The sequence below is a fragment of the Caballeronia sp. NK8 genome, assembly GCF_018408855.1.
Lineage (GTDB): Bacteria > Pseudomonadota > Gammaproteobacteria > Burkholderiales > Burkholderiaceae > Caballeronia.
On record NZ_AP024327.1, the window covers coordinates 331,855 to 358,274 of the forward strand.

At 63.3% G+C, this 26,420-nt stretch carries 27 protein-coding genes; 10 read left to right on the forward strand and 17 right to left on the reverse strand.

All coding sequences use genetic code 11. The features are described 5' to 3' along the window. Entirely contained in the window at nucleotides 1-417 is a 417-nt protein-coding gene (locus tag NK8_RS39180; RefSeq protein ID WP_162069598.1) for a helix-turn-helix domain-containing protein, read from the forward strand. Here the strand turns inward: NK8_RS39180 and NK8_RS39185 are convergent. Further along, nucleotides 331-1,302 (reverse strand): LysR family transcriptional regulator, encoded by a 972-nt coding sequence (locus NK8_RS39185; protein WP_162069599.1) that lies wholly within the window; start codon nucleotides 1,300-1,302, stop codon nucleotides 331-333. The two genes, NK8_RS39180 and NK8_RS39185, sit on opposite strands and share 87 nt — an antisense overlap. A 101-nt stretch (nucleotides 1,303-1,403) precedes the next feature. Here NK8_RS39185 and NK8_RS39190 point away from each other — a divergent pair, with 101 nt between their 5' ends. The 6 genes from NK8_RS39190 to NK8_RS39215 are packed head-to-tail and all read left to right on the forward strand — an operon-like array spanning nucleotide 1,404 to nucleotide 7,716. Next, entirely contained in the window at nucleotides 1,404-2,480 is a 1,077-nt protein-coding gene (locus NK8_RS39190; protein ID WP_213234504.1) for an ABC transporter ATP-binding protein, read from the forward strand. Nucleotides 2,481-2,514: 34 nt separating this feature from the next. After that, complete coding sequence (locus NK8_RS39195; protein ID WP_213234505.1) at nucleotides 2,515-3,228, forward strand: HAD-IA family hydrolase; 714 nt, start codon at nucleotides 2,515-2,517, stop codon at nucleotides 3,226-3,228. Nucleotides 3,229-3,230: 2 nt separating this feature from the next. Next, nucleotides 3,231-4,565 carry an FAD-binding oxidoreductase gene (locus NK8_RS39200; RefSeq protein ID WP_213234506.1) on the forward strand — a complete coding sequence of 445 codons (1,335 nt, stop codon included), beginning with the start codon at nucleotides 3,231-3,233 and terminating at the stop codon, nucleotides 4,563-4,565. Then, nucleotides 4,562-5,473, forward strand: a complete 912-nt coding sequence (locus NK8_RS39205) for an ABC transporter permease (RefSeq protein WP_213234055.1) — start codon at nucleotides 4,562-4,564, stop codon at nucleotides 5,471-5,473. Before NK8_RS39200 ends, NK8_RS39205 begins: the two co-directional genes overlap by 4 nt. Then, entirely contained in the window at nucleotides 5,470-6,267 is a 798-nt protein-coding gene (locus tag NK8_RS39210; protein ID WP_213234056.1) for an ABC transporter permease, read from the forward strand. The genes NK8_RS39205 and NK8_RS39210 overlap by 4 nt, the downstream gene beginning before the upstream one ends. A gap of 21 nt (nucleotides 6,268-6,288) precedes the next feature. Continuing rightward, nucleotides 6,289-7,716, forward strand: coding sequence for an aldehyde dehydrogenase family protein (locus tag NK8_RS39215; protein WP_213234057.1), 1,428 nt, complete (start codon nucleotides 6,289-6,291; stop codon nucleotides 7,714-7,716). Here NK8_RS39215 and NK8_RS39220 read toward each other — a convergent pair. From NK8_RS39220 to NK8_RS39270, 11 genes are all read right to left on the reverse strand, one after another. Continuing rightward, nucleotides 7,704-9,428, reverse strand: a complete 1,725-nt coding sequence (locus NK8_RS39220; protein WP_213234058.1) for a GMC family oxidoreductase — start codon at nucleotides 9,426-9,428, stop codon at nucleotides 7,704-7,706. The two genes, NK8_RS39215 and NK8_RS39220, sit on opposite strands and share 13 nt — an antisense overlap. Before the next feature lie 22 nt (nucleotides 9,429-9,450). After that, a complete protein-coding gene (locus tag NK8_RS39225) occupies nucleotides 9,451-10,512 on the reverse strand; it encodes an ABC transporter substrate-binding protein (protein WP_213234059.1) in 1,062 nt (353 codons plus the stop codon). A 143-nt stretch (nucleotides 10,513-10,655) separates the two neighbouring features. After that, nucleotides 10,656-11,000 carry a cupin domain-containing protein gene (locus tag NK8_RS39230; RefSeq protein ID WP_213234060.1) on the reverse strand — a complete coding sequence of 115 codons (345 nt, stop codon included), beginning with the start codon at nucleotides 10,998-11,000 and terminating at the stop codon, nucleotides 10,656-10,658. Nucleotides 11,001-11,010: 10 nt separating this feature from the next. Beyond that, on the reverse strand, nucleotides 11,011-11,979 hold the full coding sequence (locus tag NK8_RS39235; RefSeq protein ID WP_213234061.1) for a M14 family metallopeptidase: 969 nt from the start codon (nucleotides 11,977-11,979) through the stop codon (nucleotides 11,011-11,013). Then, nucleotides 11,976-13,448, reverse strand: coding sequence for an NAD-dependent succinate-semialdehyde dehydrogenase (locus NK8_RS39240; protein WP_213234062.1), 1,473 nt, complete (start codon nucleotides 13,446-13,448; stop codon nucleotides 11,976-11,978). The genes NK8_RS39235 and NK8_RS39240 overlap by 4 nt, the downstream gene beginning before the upstream one ends. A gap of 17 nt (nucleotides 13,449-13,465) precedes the next feature. After that, nucleotides 13,466-14,530 (reverse strand): tartrate dehydrogenase, encoded by a 1,065-nt coding sequence (locus NK8_RS39245; RefSeq protein WP_162069611.1) that lies wholly within the window; start codon nucleotides 14,528-14,530, stop codon nucleotides 13,466-13,468. Nucleotides 14,531-14,624: 94 nt separating this feature from the next. Beyond that, the gene (locus NK8_RS39250; RefSeq protein ID WP_061177940.1) at nucleotides 14,625-15,122 is read right to left on the reverse strand and encodes an Lrp/AsnC family transcriptional regulator; all 498 of its coding nucleotides are present in this window, start codon (nucleotides 15,120-15,122) and stop codon (nucleotides 14,625-14,627) included. A 43-nt stretch (nucleotides 15,123-15,165) separates the two neighbouring features. Continuing rightward, nucleotides 15,166-16,575: an aspartate aminotransferase family protein gene (locus NK8_RS39255; protein WP_213234063.1), complete on the reverse strand. Its 1,410-nt coding sequence runs from the start codon at nucleotides 16,573-16,575 to the stop codon at nucleotides 15,166-15,168. Between the two features lie 163 nt (nucleotides 16,576-16,738). Next, nucleotides 16,739-17,665 carry a glyoxylate/hydroxypyruvate reductase A gene (locus tag NK8_RS39260; RefSeq protein WP_162069613.1) on the reverse strand — a complete coding sequence of 309 codons (927 nt, stop codon included), beginning with the start codon at nucleotides 17,663-17,665 and terminating at the stop codon, nucleotides 16,739-16,741. 5 nt (nucleotides 17,666-17,670) lie between these two features. Next, the gene (locus NK8_RS39265) at nucleotides 17,671-18,525 is read right to left on the reverse strand and encodes a GNAT family N-acetyltransferase (RefSeq protein WP_367657846.1); all 855 of its coding nucleotides are present in this window, start codon (nucleotides 18,523-18,525) and stop codon (nucleotides 17,671-17,673) included. Between the two features lie 74 nt (nucleotides 18,526-18,599). Next, on the reverse strand, nucleotides 18,600-19,793 hold the full coding sequence (locus NK8_RS39270) for a YbfB/YjiJ family MFS transporter (protein ID WP_213234065.1): 1,194 nt from the start codon (nucleotides 19,791-19,793) through the stop codon (nucleotides 18,600-18,602). Nucleotides 19,794-19,890: 97 nt separating this feature from the next. Between NK8_RS39270 and NK8_RS39275 the strand changes: the two genes are divergently transcribed. Next, a complete protein-coding gene (locus NK8_RS39275) occupies nucleotides 19,891-20,763 on the forward strand; it encodes a LysR substrate-binding domain-containing protein (RefSeq protein WP_213234066.1) in 873 nt (290 codons plus the stop codon). A gap of 11 nt (nucleotides 20,764-20,774) precedes the next feature. Here the strand turns inward: NK8_RS39275 and NK8_RS39280 are convergent, their stop codons facing one another. The 4 genes from NK8_RS39280 to NK8_RS39295 form a co-directional block, all read right to left on the reverse strand. Continuing rightward, nucleotides 20,775-21,605 carry a tetratricopeptide repeat protein gene (locus NK8_RS39280; protein ID WP_213234067.1) on the reverse strand — a complete coding sequence of 277 codons (831 nt, stop codon included), beginning with the start codon at nucleotides 21,603-21,605 and terminating at the stop codon, nucleotides 20,775-20,777. Nucleotides 21,606-21,613: 8 nt separating this feature from the next. Continuing rightward, nucleotides 21,614-22,537: a Ku protein gene (locus NK8_RS39285; protein ID WP_213234068.1), complete on the reverse strand. Its 924-nt coding sequence runs from the start codon at nucleotides 22,535-22,537 to the stop codon at nucleotides 21,614-21,616. Nucleotides 22,538-22,603: 66 nt separating this feature from the next. Continuing rightward, nucleotides 22,604-23,224 carry an NUDIX hydrolase gene (locus tag NK8_RS39290; RefSeq protein ID WP_213234069.1) on the reverse strand — a complete coding sequence of 207 codons (621 nt, stop codon included), beginning with the start codon at nucleotides 23,222-23,224 and terminating at the stop codon, nucleotides 22,604-22,606. 24 nt (nucleotides 23,225-23,248) lie between these two features. After that, nucleotides 23,249-23,812, reverse strand: coding sequence for a PAS and helix-turn-helix domain-containing protein (locus NK8_RS39295; protein ID WP_061177931.1), 564 nt, complete (start codon nucleotides 23,810-23,812; stop codon nucleotides 23,249-23,251). Between the two features lie 90 nt (nucleotides 23,813-23,902). Between NK8_RS39295 and NK8_RS39300 the strand changes: the two genes are divergently transcribed. Next, complete coding sequence (locus NK8_RS39300) at nucleotides 23,903-24,871, forward strand: dipeptidase (RefSeq protein ID WP_213234070.1); 969 nt, start codon at nucleotides 23,903-23,905, stop codon at nucleotides 24,869-24,871. Between the two features lie 52 nt (nucleotides 24,872-24,923). Continuing rightward, entirely contained in the window at nucleotides 24,924-26,261 is a 1,338-nt protein-coding gene (locus NK8_RS39305) for an MFS transporter (RefSeq protein WP_213234071.1), read from the forward strand. Here NK8_RS39305 and NK8_RS39310 read toward each other — a convergent pair. Beyond that, entirely contained in the window at nucleotides 26,221-26,418 is a 198-nt protein-coding gene (locus NK8_RS39310; RefSeq protein WP_162069623.1) for a hypothetical protein, read from the reverse strand. The two genes, NK8_RS39305 and NK8_RS39310, sit on opposite strands and share 41 nt — an antisense overlap. Between the last annotated feature and the right edge of the window lie 2 nt (nucleotides 26,419-26,420).

Genomic DNA, 26,420 nt, shown 5'->3' on the forward strand with positions numbered 1-26,420 from the left:
ATGAGCCAAGCCAATCTCGTCGACGCGCTCGCCTATATCGAAGCCAATTTCGATCAGACCGTCAGCCTTGCGCAACTCGCGGATCTTTCGGCGCTGAGCGTATCGCGTTTCGCGACCGTGTTTCGCGAGCAATTCGGGCTGTCGCCCTACAAGTATCTGTGCGAGTTGCGCGTGCGGCGCGCGCAGACCTTGTTGCTCGCGGGCGTGCCGGGATCGGTCGTCGCAACGGAAGTGGGCTTCTTCGATCAGAGCCATCTCGCGCGGCATTTCAAGCGCATGTGCGGCATGACGCCGAGCGCATTCGTTGCGCGCACCCGCAAGAAAGCGCGTTCAGCCGAGCGTGATGCCGGTCTGCTTAAGCGCGTCGCGCAAACCCAGCCGCGGGTACTGGCTTTCGACGATGCGCAGGTCGCTTAGCGCTTCCTGGATGATCCACGCGCGCACATCGGCGACGATCGGTCTGACAGGCCGATTCGGCGGCGTGAGCAGGCAACAGCGCCGGCTAGTGACGATCAGCTCCTCTTCGGTCGGCACGAGCGCGCCTTGCGCAAGCCAGTGCGATGTCACGTTGAGCCACCCGAGCGCAATGCCCTGTCCCAGCAGCGCCGCCTGCACGACGATCGCGTAATCGTTGAATCGCAACATGCCCGCTGCATGGCGCGCCTTTGAAGCGAATGCATGAAAACGCTCGTGCCAGCCGCGCTCCTCGTCATCCATGACGATCACCGTATCGCCGTGCGCGCGTGCCGCATCCGTTTGCGCGAGTTCGTGATAACGCGGATTGCAAAGCGGCAACAGCATTTCGGGCATGACGAGCACGGCGTTCTCGTCGATTTCCTCATCGTGAACAAAACGCATGCCGAGATCGACATCGACGAGCGGACCGCCGATGCGCCCCGATATCAGTTGAAACCGCAGATCGACGGAAGGAAACGCCTGATTCAGACGGCTCATGCGCGGCATGAGCCAGTGCGTGGTGAAGCCGGTGGACACGGACAGCGTGACCGTTTCGACGCCCGTGGCGCGCGCCTCGATCTCGCGGATCGCGCTCTCTATGCCGCTGAAGCCTTCCGAGATCTTGCGATAAAGAATCTCGCCGCTTTCCGTGAGTTCGATGCCGCCGCGCACGCGCTCGAAAAGCCGCACGCCGATATGGTCTTCCATGCGCGCGAGCATGCGGCTCACGGCAGGCTGACTCACATAAAGCTCTTGCGCGGCGCGCGTGAAATTACCGCAGCGCGCAGCCGCTTCGAACACGAAAAGCGCGTTTGCGCTGGGCAGTTTTCTGCGAAGGTTTGGCATGACTTCATGTTATGCCCGATCCAACAATTTTGGAATTGCCGTCAAAAACATCGCGACATAGTATTTTCCCAACCACTGCTCTTTTCGACGAGACGAACGACATGGACGCACGCGCTAAAACCGGAGTGTCGATCAGGTCCGCGACCAAGCGCTACGGCGCGGTGACAGCGCTGGACGATGTATCGCTCGATATCGCGCCGGGTGAGTTCGTCTCGCTGCTCGGTCCGTCGGGTTCGGGCAAGACGACGCTGCTCGGCATCCTCGGCGGTTTCGTGCAGCCGTCTTCGGGCAGCGTGTGGGTCGGCGAGCGTGACATTACATTTGCGCCGCCGCACAAGCGCGAGATCGGCATCGTGTTTCAGAACTACGCGCTCTTTCCGCACATGAGCGTGGGTGAGAACGTCGCGTTCTCATTGCGCGCGCGCCGCGAGCCGAAATCGACCTGGGCGAAACGCGTCGCCGATGCGCTCGCGATGGTCGAGCTCAAAGGTTATGAAGACCGCGGCATTCATCAGCTTTCCGGCGGACAGAAACAACGCGTCGCGCTCGCGCGCGCAATCGTGTTTCAACCGCAACTCATTCTGATGGACGAACCGCTCTCTGCACTCGACAAGCAGTTGCGCGAGACCATGCAGATCGAATTGCGCAGACTGCATCGTCAGCTCGGCGCGACCATCGTCAACGTGACGCACGATCAGCGCGAGGCGCTCACGATGAGCGATCGCGTCGCTGTCCTGAAGGATGGCCGGCTCGTGCAGATCGATACGCCCGAGCGCCTGTACGACCGCCCCTGCGATGCGTTCGTCGCGAGCTTCATCGGCGAAGCGACGATGCTCGACGTCACGCGCGCCGGCGACGATGCCGTGCGTCTCGGCGACACGGTTCTGCGCACCGCGCATCCTTTGCCACACGGCGAAAAGCTGTTGCTCGCCGTGCAGACGGAAAAGCTCGTCATCGACGGCGATGCGGGTCACGCGCATGTGAACCGTCTTTCATGCCGCGTAACCGAAGTGCTCTATCAGGGCGAGAGCCTGCGCGTGTTCGCCGCGCTGCCCGACGGCACCGCTATCAGTCTTCGGCAACCCGGCAGCCATGAGGCGCGCAAGCGCATTCCCGCGCCAGGCGCCTTGATGACCGTCGCGCTCGATCCGCAGGACACGATTGTCGTATCGGCCTGAAGCTTTTTCACCGCAACCCGTAGAGGATGAAGCAATGAATCTCACTGATTTCAAGGTTCTGACGTTCGATGTCGTCGGCACGCTGATCAACTTCGAAAAGGGCGTGCTGGATTCCGTGCGCCGGCTGGGCGGGCCGAAGGCAAAGGACCTGACCGACGATCAGATCTTCGAGCCGTATATGGACGGACGTGCGAAGCATCCGGGCCGATCGAGCCATGAGATGGCGAATGTCTATCTGCATCTCGCGAAGCAACTCGGCCTGCCCGACGACGCGCAATCCGCCGCTGCATTTCAGCGCGATGTGCTCGAATGGCCCGCGTTCGAGGACTCCGTCGCTGCGTTGAAGCGTCTGCGCAAGCACTTCCGTCTGGTGGCGATGACCAATGCGGATCGCGTGGCGTTGTCGGCTTACGCGCATACGCTCGGCAATCCGTTCGACGATACCGTGTGCTGCGATGAAACCGGTGTCGCGAAGCCCGATCCGCAGTTCTTCGCCTATAACCGTGGACGTCAGGCTGCGTTCGGCTACAAGTTCGAAGAGATTCTGCATACGGCGCAGAGCCAGTATCACGACATCGGCATCGCGACGAAGCTCGGTTATGCGACGTGCTGGATCGAGCGGCGTCAGGGCCTGAAGGGCTTTGGCGCGACACCCGTGCCCGAAGCCGTCACCACGCCGACGTGGAAGTTCGCGACGCTGGCCGCGCTCGCGGATGCCGTGGACGCCGAAGTGCGCGCCGCTGCCTGACAATGCGCGCCCCGACCACAGCATCGCGCCCGCAACCCGAATCGCTATGGCGGGCGATGGCCGCGCGCGTGCCCGCGATGGACGCGCCGGTCAGCACGGGAGCGCCGCTCGCACGCGACATTGACGTGGAGGTGGCGATCATCGGCGCGGGTTATTCGGGCTTGAGCGCCGCGTATGCGCTGCAAAAGCGCGGCGTCGAATGCGCAGTGCTCGATGCGAATCCGGTCGGCTGGGGCGCGAGCGGGCGCAATGGCGGCGTGGTGTCGTCGAAGTTCCGGCTGTCGTTCCCGGCGATCGCGGGCGCGCATGGCATCGATGTCGCGAAACGCATGCATCGGCTCGCGCATGACGGCGTGCGCACGGTCGAGGCGCTCATCGACGAATTCAGGCTGACGCGCGCTCGCTTTGAACATACGGGCAGTTTGCGCTGCGCGCATACGGAGCGCGCGCTCGCATCGATCTGTGCCGAAGCAGACTGGGTTCGCACGAAGCTCGGCGATGCATCGATGACCGTGCAATCGCGCGCGCAAGTGCAGCATGAAACAGGCTCGAAGGGCTTCGTCGGCGGCGTGCTGAGCGCGGACGCGGGCACGATCTTGCCGCTCGAATACGTGCGCGGCATCGCGGCGGGCCTGACCGCGCGCGGCGTGCCGATCTACGAAGCGACACCGGTGATCGACATGTCGCGCGCGCAGGACGGCCGCGTGCATTTGCGCGCGCCGGGCGGCACGGTACGCGCGAGACAGGTGATCGTCGCGACCAACGCGTACTCGAATCTGACCGATGCCACGGCTTCGTATCATCGTGAACTCGTGCCGTTCAGAAGCGCGATGATCGCAACGGCGCCGCTCTCGCCCGAACTCGATGCGCAACTCATGGTGCAACGCCGCAGCTATACGGAAACGCGCCGCATGATGAAGTGGTTCCGGAAGGTCGATGGCCGCATGCTCTTCGGCGGCCGCGATGCATTCGGCAAGGAAGGCGAGCCGACCGGCTTCGATGCGCTGCAACGCGCGATGGTCGCGCTCTTTCCGCAATTGAAGGATGTGGCGGTGGAGTATCGCTGGTCGGGTTATGTCGGCATGACGTTCAACGCGCTGCCGCATGTCGGCCGCAGCGACGACGCCACCACGTTCTGTCTCGGCTACAACGGCGCGGGCATCGCAATGGCGAGTCTCATCGGTCAGCACGCGGCGGCGCTCGCGCTCGGCGAAAAGCCGGAACTCGCGCTGCTGGCGCAAGACGGCTTGCGGCCAGTGCCGTTTCATGCGCTGCGCGCGCCGGGCGTGAGGCTCGTCGCCGCGTGGTATCAGTTTCTCGACGCAGTAGGTGCATGATGACGACAGCCAAACGGATTCTCCAGGACACCGCCGTGATGCATGCCGCCACGATCGACCCCTCGGTGCGCCATCAGCGCCGCGAAGACCGCACGATGCTGATGTTGATGGCGCCCGCGTTGCTGGTGGTGATCGTGCTGCTCGTCGTGCCGCTCGCGTGGCTTTCGTGGCAGTCGCTTTATCACGACGGCGTGTTCTCGCTCGTGAACTATCGGCGCGTCTTCACGGGCGCATATCTCGACACGTTCCTGCTGACCTTCAAGCTCAGCTTCATCGTGACGGCCATTACGCTGCTGCTCGGTTATCCGGTCGCGTATTTCGCGGCGTCGATCTCGCCGCGATGGAGCGCGCTCGTGCTCGGCATGGTGATCCTGCCGTTCTGGACCAGCGTGCTCGTGCGTACCTATGCATGGCTCGTGCTGTTGCAACGCACGGGGCTCATCAACAAGGCGCTGCTCGGCATGGGTTTGATCGATCGGCCCTTGCAGCTTTCGTATAACCAGTTCGGCACCATCATCGCGATGGTGCATATCCTTCTGCCGTTCATGGTGCTGCCGCTGTATTCCGCGATGCAGAAGATTCCGCCGAATCTTTCGCAGGCGGGCGCGAGCCTCGGTGGTTCGCCGCTGCATGTGTTCCTGCGCGTGTTTCTTCCGCTCTCGATGAGCGGCGTGCTTGCGGGCGTGACGCTCGTGTTCGTGCTGTGCCTCGGCTTCTACATCACGCCGGAACTGATGGGCGGCGGCAAGTCGATGATGGTGTCCATGATCGTGAGCCGCAACGTCGAGATCTACAACAGCTGGGGCGCGGCGAGCTCGGTGAGCGTGGTGCTGCTCATCTGCGTGTTCGCGATCTTCTACGGCGTGAGCCGCGTGATTCCGCTCGAAAGGACATTGGGGGCGAAATGAATACGATATCGCTAGGACGTGTGACGCTGGGGGCAACGGTGATGCTGATTCTCGCGTTCCTGATGATTCCGGTCGTGATCGTCGTGCCGCTTTCCTTCTCCGATGCGCGCTTCCTGACGTTCCCGCCGCCGGCTTATTCGCTGCGCTGGTATCACGCGTTCTTCGATAACCCCGCATGGATCGATGCCGCCAAGACCACCTTCGCGGCCTCCACATGCGCGGCGCTGATCGCGACGCCGCTCGGCGTCGCGGCGGCGTATGGCATCCAGTACGGATCGCACTGGTCGCTGCGCTATCTGCGCCCGTTGCTGATGCTGCCGTTGATGGTGCCTATCATCATCGTCGCGGTGGGCGTATTCTTCGTCTTCACGCAAGCGGGTTATGTGAACACGCTGGGCGGACTGATCATCGCGGATACGATGCTCGGCCTGCCTTATGTGCTCATCTCCGTGGGCGCGGACTTGCGCACGTTCGATCGCACGCAGGAGATGGTCGCGCGCAGTCTCGGCATGAACCGCTTTCGCGCCTTCATGGCGGTGACGTTGCCGCAGATCAAGGCGAGCGTGATTTCCGGCGCGGTGTTCGTGTTCATTCAGGCGCTCGATGAAACCGTCGTCGCGCTGTTCATTTCGGGCGGCAGTAACCAGACGCTCACGCGCCGCATGTTCGTCACGCTGCGCGATGAAATCGATCCGACCATTGCCGCCATCAGTACGATGTTGACGGCGCTGACCTTGTGCCTCGTGATGATCGTCGTCGTGAGCCGTCGGTCAACGGCTGTGGCGCGAGCCTGACCCTTCCACTACTCAAACAATATGCGACATCTCCAGCAGTTCTATATCGATGGCGAATGGGTCGAACCTTCGGGCAGCGCGCGTTTGCCTGTCATCGATCCGTCGACGGAAGAAACGATCGGCGAAGTCGCGCTCGGCGATGCGCGCGATGTCGATCGCGCGGTGGCGGCGGCGCGGCGCGCGTTCGTATCGTTTTCGCAGACGCGTGTGGAGGAGCGCGTCGCGTTGTTGCAGCGCCTGCTCGACGCGTACATCGCGCGCTATGACGAGATGGCCGACGTCATCTCGCGCGAGATCGGCGCGCCGACCAAGCTTGCGCATGCGTGGCAGGCCGCGCTCGGCAAGCGGCATATCGAGGAAACGCTGCGCACCGTCGAGCGCTTTCAGTGGCAGCGCAGGAAGGGCACGACGCTCGTCAATCACGAACCCGTGGGCGTGGCCGCGCTCATCACGCCGTGGAACTGGCCGATCAATCAGATCGTGTGCAAGGTCGCGCCGGCCATCGCGGCGGGCTGCACGGTGGTGCTCAAACCGAGCGAAGTGTCGCCGATGAACGCGATCCTGTTCGCCGAAATCGTCGACGCGGCCGGCGTGCCCAAAGGCGTGTTCAATCTCGTCAATGGCGACGGTCCGACGGTCGGCGCCGCGTTGAGCGCGCATCCGGATATCGACATGGTGTCGTTCACCGGATCGACGCGTGCGGGCATCGAGATCGCGAAGCTGGCCGCGCCGACGGTGAAGCGCGTGCATCAGGAACTGGGCGGCAAGTCGGCGAACATCCTGCTCGACGATGCCGATTTCGACGCCGCCGTGACTGCGGGCGTGAACTCGTGCTTCAGCAACAGCGGGCAATCGTGCAATGCGCCCACGCGCATGCTCGTGCCCGCATCGCGGCACGATGAAGCCGTGGCGATCGCCTTGCGCGCGGCGCAGAAACATCGTGTCGGGCCGGCCGACGATCCTGCCACGACGATGGGCCCCGTCGTCAGCGATGTGCAGTTCGGGCGCGTGCAACGGCTGATCGATGTCGGCATCGAAGAGGGCGCTTCACTGGTGACGGGCGGACCCGGACGTCCCGATGGACTCGAACGCGGGTATTACGTGAAGCCGACCGTGTTTGCGAATGTGAATCCGTCGATGACGATCGCGCGGGAGGAAATCTTCGGGCCGGTGCTCGCGATCATGCCGTATCGCGACGAGGAAGAGGCGATCGCCATCGCCAATGACACGCCGTATGGCCTCGCGGCGTATGTGCAGTCGAAGGATCAGGCGCGTGCGCGGCGCGTAGCGATGAGAATGCGCGCGGGTAGCGTGTACGTCAATTATCCGGCGTGGGATGCGGGGTCGCCGTTTGGCGGGTATAAGCAATCGGGGAACGGGCGGGAGTATGGCGAGTGGGGGTTGGAGGCATTTCTCGAGGTGAAGGGGATCGTGGGTTACGGGGAGTAGTTCACAGCGCGCGCGGCCGTTTCATGTTCGTCACGCGCCGCGCCACGTAACACATCCGCCACCCGTTCCGCGATCATGATCGTCGGCACATTCGTATTGGCGCACGGAATCGAAGGCATCAGCGACGCATCGCACACATGCAGTCCTTCGACACCGTACACCGCGCCATGCGAATCGGTCACGGCCAGCGGATCGGCCGATGAACCCATCCGGCACGTCCCCGACGGATGCCACGTGCCTCCGACATTGCGCGCGACGAACGCGGTCATCGCGCTATCGTCGCCGAGCAGTTCTTCGATGCCCACTCCTTGCGTCACGACGCCCTTGATCAACGCGCCGCGCAGAGGTCCGGCGATATCGAGCAATGCGCTCAGCGCGCCACGCTGCACCGCGTTCCATGTCCCAGGCACAGCCACCGCCGCCACGCGCGGCGAATAGCTCGATGGAAAGATCACATCGCGATGCGCATTCATCGAGGGCGATGCCAGGACGGCAGCGCCGAATCGCAACGCGAGCTTGAGACGTTCGAGATCGCGCGAATCGGAGAGCATCGCGAAATCGACATCAGGTTCATCGAACGCACTCGCCGACGCGAGCGTCACGCGTCCGCGCGAGTACGACTTGTTGACCCAGAAGAAGATCGTGCCCAGCCTATAGCCCACGGAATGCCAGCCCGAACGCGACAGAATCGCGCCATGCATGTCGCCTTGCACGGTATCCGGCATGCCTGAAGAGAAGCGCACGATCGCCTGTTCGTGATGCTCGTCCGGAAACGGCGTGCGCGCGGCGCGCGGCAGGAAGGCGGAGACGGCGATCGACGGATGTTCCATCAGATTGCGCCCGACGCCCGGGCGATCTGCAAGCACATCGATGCCGAGCGCGGCGAGTTCATCGGCCGGTCCGATGCCGCTTCGCATCAGCAACGCGGGACTGTGTATCGCACCGGCCGACACGATCACGCGCCGCGCCTTCAGCTCTTCACGCGTGCCGTCGGCTCGAACGATGCGCGCGCCGATCGCACGCTTGCCATCGAACAGGATGCGCTCGACGACTTCATCGGTGCGTATGGTCAGATTGCTGCGTGCGCGTGCGGTATCGTCGAGATAACACACCGACGTGGGGATGCGTTCTCCGTTCGCGCTCGCGCCAATCGAACCGATGAACGTACCGTCTTCCCACGGACCGTTCTGATCTTCGTGCAGCGCGTGACCATGCTCGGCGAGCGAGTCGAGCACCGCGCGCACGAACGGTGAAATGCGCGGCCACGTCGGGCGTTGAATGCGCAGCGGTCCATCGCCGCCGTGCAACGGGCCGCTGAAATCGCAATCCGTTTCGAGCTTGCGAAACCAGGGCAGACACGTTCGCCAGTTCCAGCCATCGGCGCCGAGCGTTTCCCACTCGTCGTAGTCGGCGGGCGAGCCGCGATTGGCCATCAGCGCGTTGATCGCGGAGCCGCCACCCAGAAGCCGCGCCTGTTCATAGCGTCGCAGCGCGCCGCTCATGCTCATGCGCGCTTTCAACTGCTGCCAGATGTTGCGCCTGTCGAGATAGGCGCGGCCCGGATAGCGGCTGCGAATGGCGTCGGGCATCGTGCGCGCGGAGATATCGCGGCCCGCTTCGACGAGACATACCTTCGCGCGCGCATCTTCGGAAAGGCGTGCGGCCAGCACGCAGCCGGCCGAGCCGCCGCCCAGAATCAGATAGTCGAACACGTATTGCGACGCGTGAACCGCGTCACTGCATGAACTTGAGCCAGCGCGCCTTGGCCTGAATGCCGGGCTCGGTGGCCCACCATTCCTCCGACAAGAGCGCCTGCTTCGCTGCGTTTGCCGGCGCGCTCGGCAGTTCGGCCGCGCGCTTGTCGGTGATCTTGCCGGTCTTGAAGGCGGCCGGATTGCCCGGACCATAGTCGATATAAAGCGGCAGATTCGCCTGCAATTCCGGCGACACGGCCGCGTTCAGAAAGCGCACGGCGTCGTTCAGATTCGGCGCGTTCTTCAGGATGCAAAGCTGCGTGTTCTGCAGAATGCCATCGTTGAACGTGAAGGCGATGTTGGGATCATCCTTCATCACGGCGCTCGCGCGGCCGTTCCAGATCATCGTCATGTCGACTTCGCCATCGTGCAGCAATTGCGCGGACTGGCCACCCGATGTCCACCACACCGTGACGTTCGGCTTGATCTCTTCGAGCTTCTTGAAGGCGCGATCCACATCGAGCGGATAGAGCTTGTCGCGCGGCACGCCATCCGCGAGCAGCGCGGCTTCGAGCACGGTCATCGGGTCGTTGCGCAGCGCGCGCGTGCCGGGAAAATTCTTCACGTCCCAGAAGTCCTTCCAGCTTTGCGGCACCTTCTTGAGCGTTTTCTTGTTATAGCCGATGACGGTCGAATAGAACTCGTAGGCCACCGAGTACGGCGTGCGGTATTTCTCGGGAATGGCTGCCGCGTTCGGGATCTTCGAGAAATCGAGCTTCTCCAGCAGGCCTTCGCGCCCGCCGCGCAGACAGTTCGAGGTCGGCGTATCGACGACATCCCAGATCGGCTTGCCGGTGGCCCCTTGCGCCTTGATTTGCGGCCACGCGTCCGGAATGCTGTCCTGCGTGATCGTGATGCCGAGTTCTTTCGCGGCGGGATCGAGAATCGCCTTGGTCTGCGCTTCCTGATACGCGCCGCCCTGCGATACGAACGTGATCTTGCCCGCGGCGAACGCCGGCGCCGTGCCCGCGATGGACAGCAGCAAGGTCATGGCGAGCGGGCGAATGGGGAAGTGCGGACAGCGGAACCTTGCAATCTTCATCACGGCGTATTCCTCGACAAGGTTGATGCAGCGGACGTATTGCAGATGACTAAAAATATATTGAGTCAAATACGCGAGGGCAACGCCGGAATTGTTGGAGTGACCATGACCTGATGTTATGTCAGGGCAATGGTCACATCCGGTTAGAAGATCACGTAGACCTTGCGCATTGTTTCATCGACTTCCCATGTGCCTTCGGTGTTTGCTTCAAAGAAGAGCGTGTCGCCGCCCGTGAAATGAACTGTGTCTTCGCCATCGGGGGTGAAGCTGCCGCGGCCCGCGAGAAAATGCATCACCTCGGCCTGTTTCACCGAGCGGCGGTACGTGCCGGGTGTGCATTCGAATACGCCGGTATCGATTGCCTCGCTGCCCGGGATTACTTTCTGGACGCCGCTTACCTTGATTTCCTGCGTGCCGGGAAGTCCCGCCGTGCCCCAGTCTTCCAGTCCCTCGATTGCTATGCTCTGCTTGATCTGCTGAACTTTCATGTTCCTGCCTTTAGGTGGATTGAATGCGTCTCTCGATCTTGCCGAGCCTCACGACCGTCACCCCCGGCCGCAACTGCCGCAACGACGGCATCACCAGCATGCAATCGTCATATGGCGTTTTGACAGGCTCGCCATCCAGCCAGCCGATCACACTGCCCGCATCAGCAAACACTTCGAGACCGGTGTAATCGCCGGCGAAACGGAAGTCCATGCTCTTTGCAACGACGGGTTCCGTCACGCGCACGACAAGCATTTCCGGCGGCGATGGCTGTATCCAGCCCGCGGGCAAGTCTTCCTCGTCGACCACGCCGGACAGCGCGAGAAAGCGCGCCGTCACATCACGCGCAACCGTGACCGCATTCGCTTCCCAATGTTGTCCGCATTCGATGAGCAACGCGTTCTTCGGGCTTCCCGCATCGCCGAAGCCTTCGTAATCACGCATGCGCCGGCCTTCAGGATGGCCTTCATCGCAGATGACGGTCGCCGGCGTGCCGAGCTTCGCCGACAGTTCGATGCCCTTGTCCAGCGGCCCGGCAACGATCAGCGGCTTGCTCTTCTCATGCATCGAATGAAGATCGAGCAGCAGATCCACCGTTTCGACGACAGGCCGCATCGCGCGGGCGCGGCGCAGTTCGCTCGAATCACGCGAGGCGTCGTCGAGCGTCTGCGCGGTCCATACTCGATTGAAGTCCTGATCGACGAAGCGCGATGCGTCGGGCTTCTCTGCATCGAAGCGCGCGTAGGCATCGACGTTGGCGAATGCGAGCGTGAGCTTGCCGCGCCGCGGTTTCAATTGCGCGCGCAGCAACGCATCGACGACGATCGCGCCGCACACCTCGTTGCCGTGCGTGAGCGCGTTGATCATCACATGCGGACCATGAATGCCCGAATCGAAGGTATGCACATAAGGCACGCCCGCATTTCCCGCCGCATGCGCGCCGATATCGGGAAACGTGATCTCGATCGGATACGCGTTCATTCGAGTCCGCCCTGACAGAGGTATTTGATCGAGAGGTAATCGTCGAGACCGTACTTCGAGCCTTCGCGTCCATAGCCCGATTCCTTCACGCCGCCGAACGGCGCCGCCTCGCTCGAAATCGCGCCTTCGTTGATGCCGACGAGTCCCGATTCGAGCAGACGCGACACGCGATCGATGCGCTTCAGGTTCTGGCTATAGAAATACGCGGCAAGGCCGAACGGCGTGTCGTTGGCGGCGCGGATCGCCTCGGCTTCGTCGTCGAAACGGAACAGCGGTACGACCGGGCCGAAGGTTTCCTCGCAGCTCAGTTGCATGTCGGGCGTGGCATCGGCGAGCACGGTCGGCGCGTAGTAGTTCGGACCGAGTTCGGTCAAACGCTTGCCGCCCGTGAGCGCGCGTGCGCCATGTGCGAGCGCATCGTTCACGTGACGTTCGATCTTCTCCACCGCGCGCGCGTTGATCATCGGGCCGATCTGCGCGTCGGCGTCGGTGGCGGGCGCGACCTTCAATGCCGCGACGCGCTTCGCCAGCAGATCGGCGAACTTCTCATAGACAGATGACTGCACATACACGCGATTCGGGCATACGCAAGTCTGCCCGCCATTGCGGAACTTCGATGCCATGAGGCCCGTGACAGCGGCATCGAGATCGGCGTCGTCGAACACGATGAAAGGCGCATTGCCGCCGAGTTCCAGCGACAGCTTCTTCAGCGTGCCCGCCGATTCGCGCGCGAGATACTTGCCCACTGGCGTCGAGCCCGTGAACGTGATCTTGCGCACGCGGGCATCTTCGAGCCAGTCGGCGACCGCTTCCTGCGCGTTCTCGCGCGAAGCGCTGATGAGATTCAACGCGCCCGCCGGCACGCCCGCTTCATGCGCGAGCAGCACCAGCGCGAGCGCGGTGAGCGGCGTGTCCTCGGCTGGCTTGCCGACGACCGTGCAGCCCGCCGCGAGCGCGGGCGCGATCTTGCGCGCGATCATCGCGAGCGGAAAATTCCACGGCGTGATCGCCGCGACGACGCCCACCGGTTCCTTCACCGCGCTCATGCGCTTGCCGCGCTGCTGCTGCGGAATGATGTCGCCATAGATGCGCGTGGCTTCATCGGCGAACCATGCGACATACGACGCGCCGTACATCACTTCACCGCGTCCTTCCGCGAACGGCTTGCCTTGCTCGAGCGAGATGAGACGTCCGAGCGTATCCGCGTTCTCGACGATCAGCGCATGCCAGCGATGCAGCACGGCCGCGCGGTCCTTCGGCAAGGTATCGCGCCAGGCGGGGAACGCGCGCGCGGCGGCATCGGTGGCGGCGCGGGCATCGGCGGGGCCGCTGTCGGCGACCTGCGCGATGATGTCGCCCGTCGCCGGATCGGTGACGGCGAAGCGCTTGCCGCTCGCAGCGGGCACCCATTTGCCGTCGATGAAATTGTCGGCGCGAATCAGATCGCTCAACTCGTAGCGTTGTGTCATGATGGTCTCCACAAGGATCAGGCGAGCAGGCGCGCAATGGCCGTGCCGACTTCCGTGGTGTTCGCGCGGCCGCCGAGATCGCCGGTATGCGGCCCTTGCTTCAGCACGGTTTCAATGGCGGAAAGGATCGCATCGTGCGCGGCGCGTTCGCCGAGGAAATCGAGCATCATCGCGGCGGACCAGATCATCGCGACCGGATTGGCGATGCCCTTGCCCGCGATATCCGGCGCGGAACCATGCACCGGCTCGAACAGCGACGGGAAGTTGCGTTCCGGATTCATGTTGGCCGAAGGCGCAACGCCGATCGTGCCCGTGCATGCCGGACCGAGATCCGAAAGAATGTCGCCGAAGAGATTCGTCGCGACGACCACGTCGAAGCGGTCCGGACTGAGCACGAAGCGCGCGCACAGAATGTCGATGTGCTGCTTGTCCCACTTGATGTCGGGATACTGCTGCGCGATTTCGGCGGCGCGCGAATCCCACCACGGCATGCTGATCGAAATGCCGTTGCTCTTGGTCGCGACCGTCAGTTTCTTCTCACGCTTTTGCGCGAGCTCGAACGCGAACTTCAAGACGCGTTCCGCGCCCTTCCTCGTGAAGATCGACGTTTGCGATACGAACTCGCGGTCCGTGCCTTCGAACATCGTGCCGCCGACCGACGAATACTCGCCCTCGGTGTTCTCGCGCACGATCATGAAGTCGATATCGCCCGCCTTGCGATTCGCGAGCGGCGAGGGCACGCCATCGAACAGGCGCGCCGGACGCAGGTTGATATATTGATCGAACTCGCGGCGGAATTTGAGCAACGAGCCCCACAGCGAGATGTGATCCGGCACCGTGTCCGGCCAGCCGACCGCGCCGAACAGAATGGCGTCGCTGTCCTGCAGTTGCGCCTTCCAGTCATCAGGCATCATCTGGCCGTGCTGCGCGTAGTAATCGCAACTCGCCCACTCGATATGCCGGTACTCCAGTTCGATATTGAAGCGCTTGCTCACCGCATCGAGCGCGCGCACTGCTTCGGGCATCACTTCCTTGCCGATGCCGTCGCCCGGAATCACGGCAATACGATATTTGCTGGACATGTGCTACTCCGCGTGAAGTTGATCGACGATAAAAAGCACGCGCGTGCAAAAAGCCCGCGCGTGCGTTCGAATGAAAATGGTCGAGGCGCGTGCCTCAGTGATGGCTCTGGGAGAAGAGCGTTTCGAGCGGGTAATGCGTCTTGACGAACGACGTCTTGATGATGACATAGCTGAAGTACTTCTCGATGCCGATACCGCGCTCCAGCAGTCCCTCGATGATGCTTTGATAATGGCTCACGCTGCGCGTGACGAACTTGAGCAGGTAGTCGTAGCCGCCGCTCGCCAGATGACACTCCACAATCTCGTCGACATCCTTTACCGCATTCACGAAGTTGATGAAGTCCTCGCGGCGATGATCCGCGAGCGTGACTTCCGTGAAGACGACCTGCACGTCGCCGAGCTTTTCCAGTTGAATCTGCGCACCGTAACCGACGATATAACCCGCCTTCTCCAGCCGCTTCACACGAATCAGGCAAGGGCTGGGTGACAGACCGACCGCATCGGCAAGCTCCACGTTCGTGATGCGCCCGCGCTTCTGCAATTGCGAGAGGATACGCAGATCGATTCGGTCCAGCTTGCTGTCGTTGCTCATCGTGACGGGTTCGGTCTCGCATGTCGGCGGTCGGTCGATGTTATCACGCGGCTGCGCGAGAACTACATCCGGACGCGCCCGTCAATGCGGCGCGCACTTCGCTTTGCGCAAGCACGTCGTCGAGCGTTTTGGTGAGGCGCTCGAACAGCATGTCGAAGTTCGCTTCGGTATAGCAGAGCGCCGGCGCGAAGCCGAGAATGTTGTCGCCGAACGCGCGGAACACGAGGCCGTTGCCATAGGCCGCTGCGGCGATGCGATCGGGCAGTTTCAACGAAGCATCGAAGCCGCGCTTGCTGTCTTTATCGGCGACGAGTTCGAGCGCGCCGAGCAGGCCGCGATGACGCGAATCGCCGACGAGCGGATGCGCGAGCAGCGCATCGAGCCCTTGCGCGAAGCGCGGCGCCAGCGCCTGGCCGTTCGCGAGCAGGCCGCCTTCGTGATAGAGCCGCATCACTTCCAGACCGATGGCCGCGCTGACGGGATGCGCCGAGTACGTATGACCGTGACCGATGACGACGGATGCATCGCCGCCATCCGCGATGCCCTGATACACGGCATCGGACATGAGGACCGCGCCCATCGGCGCATAGCCGGCGGTCAGGCCCTTCGCGACCGTCATCAGATCCGGTTCGACGCCTTCGCCCTCGCACGCGAAGAGCGGACCGGTGCGGCCGAAGCCGGTGATGACTTCATCGGCGACGAAGAGGATATCGAGCTTGCGGCACGCTTCACGCATCGCCTTCAACCAGCCGACGGGCGGCACGATCACGCCGCCCGAGCCCTGGATCGGCTCGCAGAAGAACGCGGCCACATGATCCGCGCCGAGTTCCGCGACCTTCGCTTCGAGCGCCTGCACCGAAGCCGCGATGAGCGCGGCGTCGTCGGCGTAGTCGTTGCGGTAGGCATACGGCGACGGAATGTGATGCTGGGTCGGCAGCGGCAGATCGAAGTTGCGATGGAACGCGGGCAGCGCGGTGAGTCCCGCGCCGATCGACGACGAGCCGTGATAGCCGCGTTGCAGCGCGATGCAATGCTTCTTCGACGGACGGCCCGTCGCGTTGTAGTAGTGCGTGATGAAGCGCAGCGCGGAATCGACCGCATCCGAGCCGCCGAGCGTGAAGTACACGTGTTGCAGCGAGGCGGGCGCGAGTTCGACGAGCTTCGCGGCGAGTTCGATCGCGGGCTCGGAGCCGAAGTGGAAATAGCCCGTTGCGTAGGGCAGCTTCGTCATCTGCTTCGCGGCGGCCTCGACGATGCTCGCGTGACCATAACCCGTGTTCACGCACCACAGGCCGGAGAAGGCATCGAGCAGCTGCTTGCCGTCGATATCGCGCAGGAACACGCCATCGGCGGAATCGAGCACGGTGACGCCGCGCGCTTCATGCGCGCGATAGCTGACGACGGGATGAATCAGATGGTTGCGGTCGGACTCGACAAGCGATTGAATCGGCATGATGCGGCTCTCTCTTCGCGATAGGGGCGGAATGGCTCTTGACCGTTTCATACTATCGGCAGAGCCGTATCGCGCGCATCGCCAAAAAAATCGCCAAAGAGCAAATTCGCGGCGTTTTGCGGGGCGCGCGCAGCATTTTGTGCTGCGCGCGCCGTGCGACGGTTCAATAGCCGCGCGTGCGGTCGATCTCGCCGGTCATCCGCTCGCCCGCGCGATGGCGGCGCAGGTTGTCCAGCACACGGTCGACGGCCGTTTCAGGACGCGTCGCGCTCGCGATATGCGGCGTCAGACGCACGCGCGGATGCGTCCAGAACGGATGCTCGACCGGCAGAGGCTCGGGATCGGTGACGTCGAGAATGGCGGCATGAAGCTGGCCGCTGTCGAGCGCGTCGAGCAGGTCCTGCTGGATCACGTGCGGTCCGCGCCCAACGTTGATGAACGATGCGCCTCGCGGCAGCGTATCGAACACGCGCTTGTCGATGAGACCGCGCGTCGCATCCGTGAGCGGCAGCAGGCACACGAGGATATCGGTGCGCGCGAGAAACGCATCGAGCGATTCGGCGCCCGCATGACATTCGACGCCTTCGATTTCGTGCGGCGAACGGCTCCAGCCCGCGCAATCGAAGCCGAACAGACGCAGCGTTTTCAGCACCGCCGTGCCGAGCATGCCGAGCCCGAGCACGCCTACGCGTCTCGTCGCAGCGGCGCGCACGGGCATCTCGCGCCATACGCGCTCGCGTTGCAGCGCGGCGTAATCGAAGAGATCGCGATGAATGGTCAGCACGGACTGCGTCACATACTCGACCATGCCTTCGACGATGCCAGGCTCCGTCATCCGCACCACGGCGACATGCGGCGGCACGCCCGACAGATCGAACTGATCGATGCCCGCGCCGACCGAAAAGATCACTTCGAGATTGGGGAAGGTCTGCATGACATCGGCGGGCGGCTGCCATGCGGCGAGATAGCGCACGGCGGCGGGATCGCCGATATCGGGCCATAAACGGAACGGCACGTCCGGCGCTTTCTGCGCGAAGAGCTGCGCCCACTGCCTGCCGCGTTCGGGATCGGCCTTGTAGAGGATCGTCATGATCGTCAACCCAGCGCCTGATTGATGATCGCGAATTGCGCGACGGATGCATCGCGCGGCGGCGTGCCGTTGCGCGCCATCCTGATGACCGTGTCGACGCGCTTGAGCCCGATGCTTTCGAGCCAGTCCGACAGACCGCTTTCGTGCGGGGTATCGATGCGCGTGAACTGGCCTTCGTGCTGCGCGAGCCAATGCGCGATGAGCGCCTGCGCGCGGCGCGTGTGCTCCTGATCGGCCGTGACCGATACGACCGGACCGATGGCAAGACCGCGCCCGAACTCGCGGATGAGCGCGAAGCCGAGCGCTTCGCCATCGCGTTCGAGCACGACGCCGCGTGCGATTTTCAAAAGCGCGGGCAGCAGCGTGCTTCGATCGAATCCGCTTGCGCGCGATGCGAGCGCGACGAGCGTTTCGGTATCACCGGGTTCCAACGCGCGGATGCGCTCGCCTTGCGTCAAGTCGATGCGAGGCACGTTGAAATCCGCGGATTGATGCTGATGTATCGCGCCGATGCGCTCGAAACCGAGCTTGGCGTAGAGCGGCTCGCCGGCGGGCGTCGCGTGCAGCACGGTGATGCGCTTGCCGAGCGATTCGAGCAGCAGCTCCATCAGCTTGCGGCCGATGCCCTTGCCCTGACAATCCGGCGCGACGATCACCATGCCGAGCGATCCGCCATCGTCGCCATGATTCCAGTACAGCGCGGTGCCGACGACGCGCTCGCCGTCCTGCGCGATGAAGCCTGCGCCGGCATCGAGCACGGAGCGCCAGTCATCGGCGCGATGCGGCCATTTGACCTCGACCGACAGCGCGTGCGCGGCAGCGATGTCGTCTGCGGTGAAAGGGCGGTAGAGAAGGGACACGGCATGCTCCACGTCAGAGGATGCGCGTTACTTTGTCATGCAGCCGCCAGCGCGGCTAGGACGATCCTGCTGCGTCAGGCGCGCGCGCTTCGCCTCCCGAGCCAGACCAGTCCGGCCGCGCCCAATCCCAGCGCCGCCACCGCGATCCATAACGCGATGGAAAACGATCCCGTATGCGCGGCGATCGGCGCCGCGACCAGCGGTCCGACGATCTGTCCGAGGCCGTATGCGGCTGTCGCGTAGCCCATCAGTCCGGCTGCGGCATCGCCGCGCAGACGGCGCGCCTCGCGCATCGCGAACAAGGTGATGGCGGTGAAGGGCAAGCCCAGCAACAGGCTGCCGATGCCGAAGCCGAGCGCGCTCGGGAACACGATGCCGAGGCCTATCCCCAATGCCTGAATGAGATAGCACGCGGCCAGCAGCAAGCGGTTATCCCACGACAGCGGCAGCCGCGCACCGGTCAGCGCGCCCGCCATCAGCGCCAGTCCGAAGGCCGGCCAGAACAGGTCGGGCCACGGCGAGCCCGGCAAGGCCTGTCGCGCGATCACGGGCAGGAAGGTCGCCGTGATGATGTAGCCGAATCCCGCAAGACTGTAGAAACCGACGAGGCCGATCGAATCGGCGCGCGTCGACGCGGGCGGCGCGCGATCGGCGACACGCGCGTGAGCGCGCATCGCCGAGGTCGGATGCGCGAACGCCTGCCACACGATCGCCCCCGCCACGCCCGAGCAGACCGCGAACCCGATCCATACCGATGGCGCGGGCACGTCGAATGCCGCGGCAGCTGCACCCAGCAGGCCGGTCGCCACGATGCCGACGCCGGGCCCGGCGTAGATCAGTCCGGCCAGGCCGTGCGCGTCGAGTTCCGCGAGCCGTCGCAGGCCCCACTGCGACGCGAACACGAACGCCCACGCGCTGACGACGCCCGCCGCGAAGCGTATCGCGGCCCACAGCGAGAAGACGTGGACGAGGCCCATCGCGAGCGTCAGCACGATGGTCGAGGCGAGCGCGAGACGCACCATGCGCGCGTGGTCGATGCGGATCGCCGCGCACGACAGCGCGCCGATCAGATAGCCCGCGTAATTGGCCGACGCGAGCCAGCCGCCGTGACGGATATTGAGCGCGCCGCTCGTCAGCATCAGCGGCAGCAGCGGCGTGAACGCGAAGCGCCCGACGCCGAGCGCCACCGCGAGCACGACGGCGCACGCGAGCGCGGCGTATCGCGCGGGATGAGCGGGCAACGACGAAGCGTGGGCGGGCGAGGCCATGGGTCGATCTTCGAATACAGGAATAGCTCGATCCTAGCTTGACCGAATCATCTTGAAAAATGAATAATCGAGATGTCATCAATCTCCAGAGAAGATCATGGATCTCGCAGCGTTGACCATTTTCCGGGCCGTCGTGCGCGAAAACGGCGTGACGCGGGCGGCGCTCAAACTCAATCGCGTGCAGTCCAACGTGACGACGCGCATCCGTCAGCTCGAAGAAACACTCGGCACGGACCTTTTTATTCGCGACGGCCGCCGGCTCGTGCTGACGCCCGCCGGCGAGACGCTGCTGCCTTACGCGGAACGTCTGCTCGCGCTGGCCGAGGAGGCGCGTCACGCGGTCAGCGAGAATCGTCCGCATGGGCGTCTGCGGCTCGGGACGATGGAAAGCACCGCCGCGAGCCGCCTGCCGCGCGTGCTGGCGACCTACCATCAGCGCTGGCCGGAGGTGACGCTCGAACTGGCGACGGGCGTGACGCGCGCGCTCATCGACAGCGTTCGCACGTTCGGAGTCGACGCGGCGGTGATGGCGCGCCCGATCGAGCCCGAGGCGCTGCCTGCGGAGCAGTTCGAATCCGTGCCGGTGTTCGAGGAGGAACTAGCGCTGGTCACGCCGCGCGGACGGCACCCGGCGGCCATGGCGAGCGAAGCGACGGGACTGACGCTGGTGGCGTTCGAGCGCGGCTGCGCATACCGCTCGTATGCGATGCGCTGGTACGAGCAGCGCAAGATCAGGCCGGCGCGGGTGCTGGAGCTGGGTTCGTATCACGCAATCGTGGCGTGCGTGGCGGCGGGGGCGGGCGTCGCGGTGGCGCCGCGCTCGGTGCTCGCACTCGCGCGCCTCGACGATGAAGTCGATCTGCATCCGATGGGCGAACTCGGGCGCGTTGACACGCTGCTCGTCTGGCGCAAGGGGCACGCGTCGGCGGCGCTCGATGCGCTGCGCAGCCTGCTCGTCGATGGCGCGTGACGCGATGCGCGTCAGCTGCTCAGCCTGCGATAGGCATTCAGATGACGAATCAGACCTTGCCGGTCGCCGCGCTTTTCCAGCAGGATCGCGAGGTTATGATGCGCGTCGGCGTAATCGGCGTCGGCTTCCAGACATCGCCGATAGCTTTGCAGCGCTTCGTCGACGCGGCCGAGCCCTTCGAGCGCGACGGCGCGATTGAAGTGGAGCACGGCGTCGGCGGGGAAGTGTGCGAGCGCGGTGTCGAAGACGAGCAGCGCATCGGCGCAGCGTCGTTCGTCTTCGCACAGCAATGCGCCGAGATCGACATACGCTCCGTAGTACGGCTCGGGCGATAGTTCGATCGCGCGCCGGTAGGCTCGCTCCGCGCCCTTCGCGTCGGTTTTCATGAGCTGTCCGCCGAGGTCGTACCAGTCCCGCGCCTGAAGCGCGGCGGCGCTCTTGCGTTCCGGCGCGGCATCGAGCAGCACGACGTCGCCCTTCACTTCGGCGAGTTCGAAGTCGAGCAATAACTGGCCGGTCACGGCGTCCCATTGCGATGGTCCGGTCTTCACGACGACCGAGCCGCCCTCGGCTGTGACGCGCAGACCCGAAAGCGGCAGCTCGTCCGGCAGGTCCGATTTCAATCGGGACAGCGCCTGGCTGATCTTGCGCGGCGCGACGTCGGCTTCGCGAAGGCGCAGCGCCGTGCGCAGCAGGACCACGTCCTGAAAGGAAAAGCGCAGTTCATTGCGAGGTCCGCGTTCGGGTGTGACGAAACCCGCATCGATCAGGCCGGTGACGACCCGGCGCGTCACGCCCAGCATCGACACGAGTTTCGGCAACGACAGATCGTGCGCGACCATTCCCCTTGTCACTTGCGGGCACGCGTTCTGGCCGGCGCTTCGACCGGCACCTTCGGCGCGCGCGCGGCGGGCTTTCTGACTTTCGGCACGTCGATGACTTCTTCCGTTTGCGCGGTGGTCTTGCGCTTCGCCGGCGCGGTGGCCTTGGCTTTGCCGTTGGACTTGCCGAGGCTCGCGCGCAACGCGTCCATCAGATCGATGACTTCGCCGCCGCTCGCGGGTTCTTCGGCTTCGGGAGAAATGATTTCCTTGCCCTCGATCTTCCGGTCGATGGCGGCGAGGACGCGTTTCTTTTCCTCATCTTCGTAGGCGGACGCGTCGTAGGCGTCCTCGGTGCCCTGTTCGATGATCTGGAGCGCGAGTTTCAGCTCCGCCGCCGAAACCGGCGCCTGTTCGATGTTCAGATCCTTGAGCGAGCGCACTTCATCGGCGAACAGCAGTTGCTGGAAGACCATGCCGTCTTCGGCGGGACGCACCTGCACGATTCTCGTCTTGCCCTTGTAGGACCATTTGGCGAGTGCGCATCGTCCGCTTTGCGCCAGGGCCTGTTGCAGCAGGCTGTATGGCTTGCCGCCGCGCTTGTCGGGCGCGATGAAATAGGCTTTGTCGTAGAAGATCGGATCGACCGACTTCTCGGGGACGAACGAGACGATTTCGACGACGTGGCTCGCGCCTTCCTCCAGCGCCTTGAGTTCATCGCCGGTGAAGACGACATAGCGGCCTTTCTCGAACTCGTAGCCCTTTTTCATGGACGAACGCTCGACGACCTCGCCTGTCGAGTCCGAGACGTACTGCTGCTTGACGCGCGCGCCATCGGGGGCGAGCAGATTGAAGCGGACGTCCGACGCGCTTTCCGTCGCGGAGTAGAGCTTGACGGGAATCGAGACGAGTCCGAAGGACAACGACAGTGAGGCGATCGAGCGGGCCGGCATGAGGTCCTCCTCGCGAAGCAATCGGCGAATCGCCACACAGATTACCACCGGTCGGGCGGCGGGGTCTCAGTCGAAGTCCACGGTGCTGCCGTGTCGGAGTTCGTCCAGGCGCCGGATCTGCTCGGGCATGATCCGGCCGAGCGACAGCGCGGGAAGATCATCGGGACTGAAGAAACCGACGGCATCGGTTTCCGTGCCGACCGTCGCGCCACTCTGACGAATCTCGCCGAGAAAAACGAGCTTCCAGATGTGAAAGACCGACGGCGGATGTCGATGCTTCGCCATGTCCCACGCGGCGAGCAGCCGCACGATCTCGACGGTATAGCCGCTTTCCTCGCGGACTTCCCTGGCTGCGTTTTCCGCCGGAGACGCTCCGACGTCGGCCCAGCCGCCGGGCAGGGACCACAAACCATCGGCGGCCTCGCGCACGAGCAGTATGTGTCCGGCTTCGTTGAACACGGCGCATCTGACGTCGAGCTTGGGATTGGCGTAGCCCGTTTCGAATGCGAATAGCTCGGCGAGCGCGGCCGTTTCCATCGACGCGAGATCGGCGAGCTGCTCGTGGGCGATTGCCGCGATTTCTTCGTAGCGTTCCTTGTCGAACACGGCGGTGGTGTAGTGCAGGCCTGTCTGGGCGAGGGCGAGCAGGCGGCGGGCTTGATCGAGTCGTCGGTTTTCCGATGTCATGGCAGGTTCGATGGCGCGAAATTGTCAGGCGAGAAGTTGCTTGATCAAGTCAGTGGTGGTTTTCACTTCGTATTTTCGCAAGAGACTTGCCCGATGGATGTCGACTGTGCGCGGGCTGATGTCGAGTTCTCTCCCGATCTCCTTGCTCGTCATCCCGTGCACGACCAGAGCAGCGACGTCGCGTTCGCGCTCGGTCAGCAGACTCGCGACGTCCGATTGCTTCTCCTGCTTCGAGAGATCCGTGAAAGTCCACAGAGCCAGCTCATAGGGGCGTTTCGGATTGAAGCCGAATCCGCATACCGTCACCCAGAAATGACTGCCGTCGATACGCCGCATGATGCGGTCGTCGCTGAACACCGCGCGTTTCGCGATCAATGGGGCGATCCGGCGACCCGTGCTCGCGAAATCCTTCTGCTCGGGATAGAGGACAGCGAACGATTGATTCACGATGTCGCTTCGTGTGGCCCGAAAGAGGGCGAGTGCCCTGTCGTTGCAGTCGACCATGACGCGCTCACGCGCAACGATGACCGCAGTCGGCAGCTTCAGGAAGACATCTTCGTAGTCGAGCGGCGGCGCTGGCGTGGACATTTACCTAGGTAACCGATACGTATAGACCTATGTAATTGACAAGCATACATTGCTCTCACACGGACAGCCAGTCGAAAAGAGGGGAGAGCAATGACACTGCACGAGCGTTGCATCGTGATGGACGGTCTCATCGTTTCCAGATGGGACCGATCGATCTTCGAGGACATGAGCCGCGGCGGACTGACGGCCGCGAACTGCACGGTATCCATCTGGGAAGGCTTTCTTGGTACGGTCGACAACATCATCGAGATGAAGAAGCTGGTCGCCGCGAGCAGCGAACTGGTGACGCTTGCGCGGTCCGTAGACGACATTCGCGCCGCGAAGCGCTCAGGGAAGACGGCGATCATTCTCGGGTTCCAGAACAGTCATGCGTTCGAGGATCGCGTCGAGTATGTCGGAATCTTCAAGGAACTCGGCGTGGGAATCTCGCAACTCGCCTATAACACTCAGAACCTCATCGGCACGGGTTGTTATGAGCGTGACGGCGGGTTATCGGGCTTCGGACACGAGATCGTCGAGGAAATGAATCGTGTCGGCATTCTGGTCGACCTCTCGCACGTGGGGCCGAACACGTCGCGAGAAGCGATTCTGGCATCGAAAAAGCCGGTCTGCTATTCCCACTGCCTTCCATCCGGACTGAAAGAACATCCGCGCAACAAGTCCGATGAAGAATTGCGTTTCATCGCCGACCACGGCGGATTCGTCGGTGTGACCATGTTCTCGCCATTCCTGAAAAACGGTCCGAATTCGACGATCGAAGACTACGTCGAGGCGATTCGATACGTGATCAATGTCGTAGGTGAGGATGCCGTCGGCATCGGAACCGACTTCACTCAGGGCTACGACAAAGGCTTCTACGACTGGATCAGCCACGACAAAGGCGCTTACCGGAAGCTGACCGACTTCGGAACGGTTTTGAATCCGCTCGGTTTGAGGACGATCGGCGAATTCCCGAACCTCACCCGCGCGATGCAATCCGCAGATATTCCGGAGCGTGTCATCGAGAAAGTGCTTGGCGAAAACTGGCTTCGCCTGCTGGGCGAAGTCTGGTCTGTGTGATTCACGCCAGGCCATCTGAAAACACCATAAGCCCGCAATGCAGGGAGAAGACATGTACAGAAAGATTCAGCCGCTCGCAAGCGATCTGATTGGCGACACATCGGAGGCGCAAGCTCAATCCCGGCTATACAGAAAAGTCGCGTGGCGGCTCATTCCGCTATTATTCATTTGCTATGTGGTGGCCTATCTCGACCGCATCAACGTCGGCTTTGCCAAACTGCAGATGCAGGAAGCGCTCGGTTTCAGCGACACGGTGTATGGACTGGGCGCGGGCATCTTCTTCATCGGATACTTTCTGTTCGAAGTGCCGAGCAACATGATTCTCGAACGCTTCGGCGCGAAGAAGACGATCGCGCGAATCATGATTTGCTGGGGCATCGTGGGATGTCTGATGGCACGCGTGTCGAGTCCCACCGAATTCTATGTTCTTCGATTTCTCCTCGGCGTGTTCGAAGCGGGTTTCTTTCCGGGCGTCGTCTACTACATCGGCTGCTGGTTTCCGGAGTCGCGGCGCGGTCACATGCTCGGCATTTTCATGACGGGCATCCCGATCGCCGGCCTCTTCGGCGGACCGGTGTCCGGCTGGGCGATGTCGAGTGTCAGCGGCCTCGGCATGGCGGGCTGGCAATGGCTCTACATCATCGAGGCGGCGCCAGCGGTGCTGCTCGGGATCGTCGCCATCGCCTATCTCGATGACAACGCGAAGAAAGCGAAGTGGCTCACCTCCGACGAGCGCGAACGGCTGAGCCATGCGTTAATGACCGAGTCGGAAAGGAATGTTTCCCGGGCCGACTCCAGCTTGCGCACGGCGATGACGAGCCCGCGGCTGTACGCCATGGCGTTCGCCTATTTCGCCTTCATCTGCGGAACATACGCCGTGAGTTTCTGGCTGCCGACCGTGCTCAAATCGAGCGGCGTAACCGATGTCGCGCGCATCGGCTGGTATTCCGCGATTCCATATGGGATCAGCGCGGGAGGCATGGTCTGGCTGTGCCGCAATTCGGACCGGACGATGGAACGGCGGTGGCACACGTCGCTCGCCGCGATGGCCGGTGCGCTCGCGCTTGCGTTGCTGCCTCATGCGCCCAAGGACGTATCGGTGACCATCGTCCTGCTCACCGTGGCCGCGACCGGCATCTTCGCCACGATGCCATTGTTCTGGTCGATCGCGACCGATTACTTCTCGGGGACTCCGTCGGCTGCGGTCGCGATCGCGTTCATCAACAGCCTCGGCCTGGTGGGCGGCTTCGCCAGTCCGTTCGCGATGGGCTGGCTCAAGACCGCGACGGGCTCACTCACGTCGGGACTCTATCTGGTGACGGGCGTGCTCCTGCTGGGCGCACTGGTCCTTATCGCATGCGCGCCTCGAGCGCCGACAACACATCCTTGAGCCGGTCGATGCGACGCGTGATCGGCGGCGTCATCGTCGGCGTTCTGAGCGCATCGATGCGCGCATGCCAGTACGTGAACGGAAACGTGCCGTCGGAAGCCTGCTGAACGATTCGTTCGAGATGCAGAAGATCTTTTTCGATGATGAATTGAAGCATGG

Bases quoted from the DNA above. Each gene is read 5' to 3' on its own strand.
- NK8_RS39180 (WP_162069598.1), top strand. From the start codon at position 1: ATGAGCCAAGCCAATCTCGTCGACGCGCTCGCCTATATCGAAGCCAAT.
- NK8_RS39185 (WP_162069599.1), bottom strand. From the start codon at position 1,302: ATGCCAAACCTTCGCAGAAAACTGCCCAGCGCAAACGCGCTTTTCGTG.
- NK8_RS39190 (WP_213234504.1), top strand. From the start codon at position 1,404: ATGGACGCACGCGCTAAAACCGGAGTGTCGATCAGGTCCGCGACCAAG.
- NK8_RS39195 (WP_213234505.1), top strand. From the start codon at position 2,515: ATGAATCTCACTGATTTCAAGGTTCTGACGTTCGATGTCGTCGGCACG.
- NK8_RS39200 (WP_213234506.1), top strand. From the start codon at position 3,231: ATGCGCGCCCCGACCACAGCATCGCGCCCGCAACCCGAATCGCTATGG.
- NK8_RS39205 (WP_213234055.1), top strand. From the start codon at position 4,562: ATGATGACGACAGCCAAACGGATTCTCCAGGACACCGCCGTGATGCAT.
- NK8_RS39210 (WP_213234056.1), top strand. From the start codon at position 5,470: ATGAATACGATATCGCTAGGACGTGTGACGCTGGGGGCAACGGTGATG.
- NK8_RS39215 (WP_213234057.1), top strand. From the start codon at position 6,289: ATGCGACATCTCCAGCAGTTCTATATCGATGGCGAATGGGTCGAACCT.
- NK8_RS39225 (WP_213234059.1), bottom strand. From the start codon at position 10,512: ATGAAGATTGCAAGGTTCCGCTGTCCGCACTTCCCCATTCGCCCGCTC.
- NK8_RS39230 (WP_213234060.1), bottom strand. From the start codon at position 11,000: ATGAAAGTTCAGCAGATCAAGCAGAGCATAGCAATCGAGGGACTGGAA.
- NK8_RS39235 (WP_213234061.1), bottom strand. From the start codon at position 11,979: ATGAACGCGTATCCGATCGAGATCACGTTTCCCGATATCGGCGCGCAT.
- NK8_RS39240 (WP_213234062.1), bottom strand. From the start codon at position 13,448: ATGACACAACGCTACGAGTTGAGCGATCTGATTCGCGCCGACAATTTC.
- NK8_RS39245 (WP_162069611.1), bottom strand. From the start codon at position 14,530: ATGTCCAGCAAATATCGTATTGCCGTGATTCCGGGCGACGGCATCGGC.
- NK8_RS39250 (WP_061177940.1), bottom strand. From the start codon at position 15,122: ATGAGCAACGACAGCAAGCTGGACCGAATCGATCTGCGTATCCTCTCG.
- NK8_RS39255 (WP_213234063.1), bottom strand. From the start codon at position 16,575: ATGCCGATTCAATCGCTTGTCGAGTCCGACCGCAACCATCTGATTCAT.
- NK8_RS39260 (WP_162069613.1), bottom strand. From the start codon at position 17,665: ATGACGATCCTCTACAAGGCCGATCCCGAACGCGGCAGGCAGTGGGCG.
- NK8_RS39270 (WP_213234065.1), bottom strand. From the start codon at position 19,793: ATGGCCTCGCCCGCCCACGCTTCGTCGTTGCCCGCTCATCCCGCGCGA.
- NK8_RS39275 (WP_213234066.1), top strand. From the start codon at position 19,891: ATGGATCTCGCAGCGTTGACCATTTTCCGGGCCGTCGTGCGCGAAAAC.
- NK8_RS39280 (WP_213234067.1), bottom strand. From the start codon at position 21,605: ATGGTCGCGCACGATCTGTCGTTGCCGAAACTCGTGTCGATGCTGGGC.
- NK8_RS39285 (WP_213234068.1), bottom strand. From the start codon at position 22,537: ATGCCGGCCCGCTCGATCGCCTCACTGTCGTTGTCCTTCGGACTCGTC.
- NK8_RS39290 (WP_213234069.1), bottom strand. From the start codon at position 23,224: ATGACATCGGAAAACCGACGACTCGATCAAGCCCGCCGCCTGCTCGCC.
- NK8_RS39295 (WP_061177931.1), bottom strand. From the start codon at position 23,812: ATGTCCACGCCAGCGCCGCCGCTCGACTACGAAGATGTCTTCCTGAAG.
- NK8_RS39300 (WP_213234070.1), top strand. From the start codon at position 23,903: ATGACACTGCACGAGCGTTGCATCGTGATGGACGGTCTCATCGTTTCC.
- NK8_RS39305 (WP_213234071.1), top strand. From the start codon at position 24,924: ATGTACAGAAAGATTCAGCCGCTCGCAAGCGATCTGATTGGCGACACA.
- NK8_RS39310 (WP_162069623.1), bottom strand. From the start codon at position 26,418: ATGCTTCAATTCATCATCGAAAAAGATCTTCTGCATCTCGAACGAATC.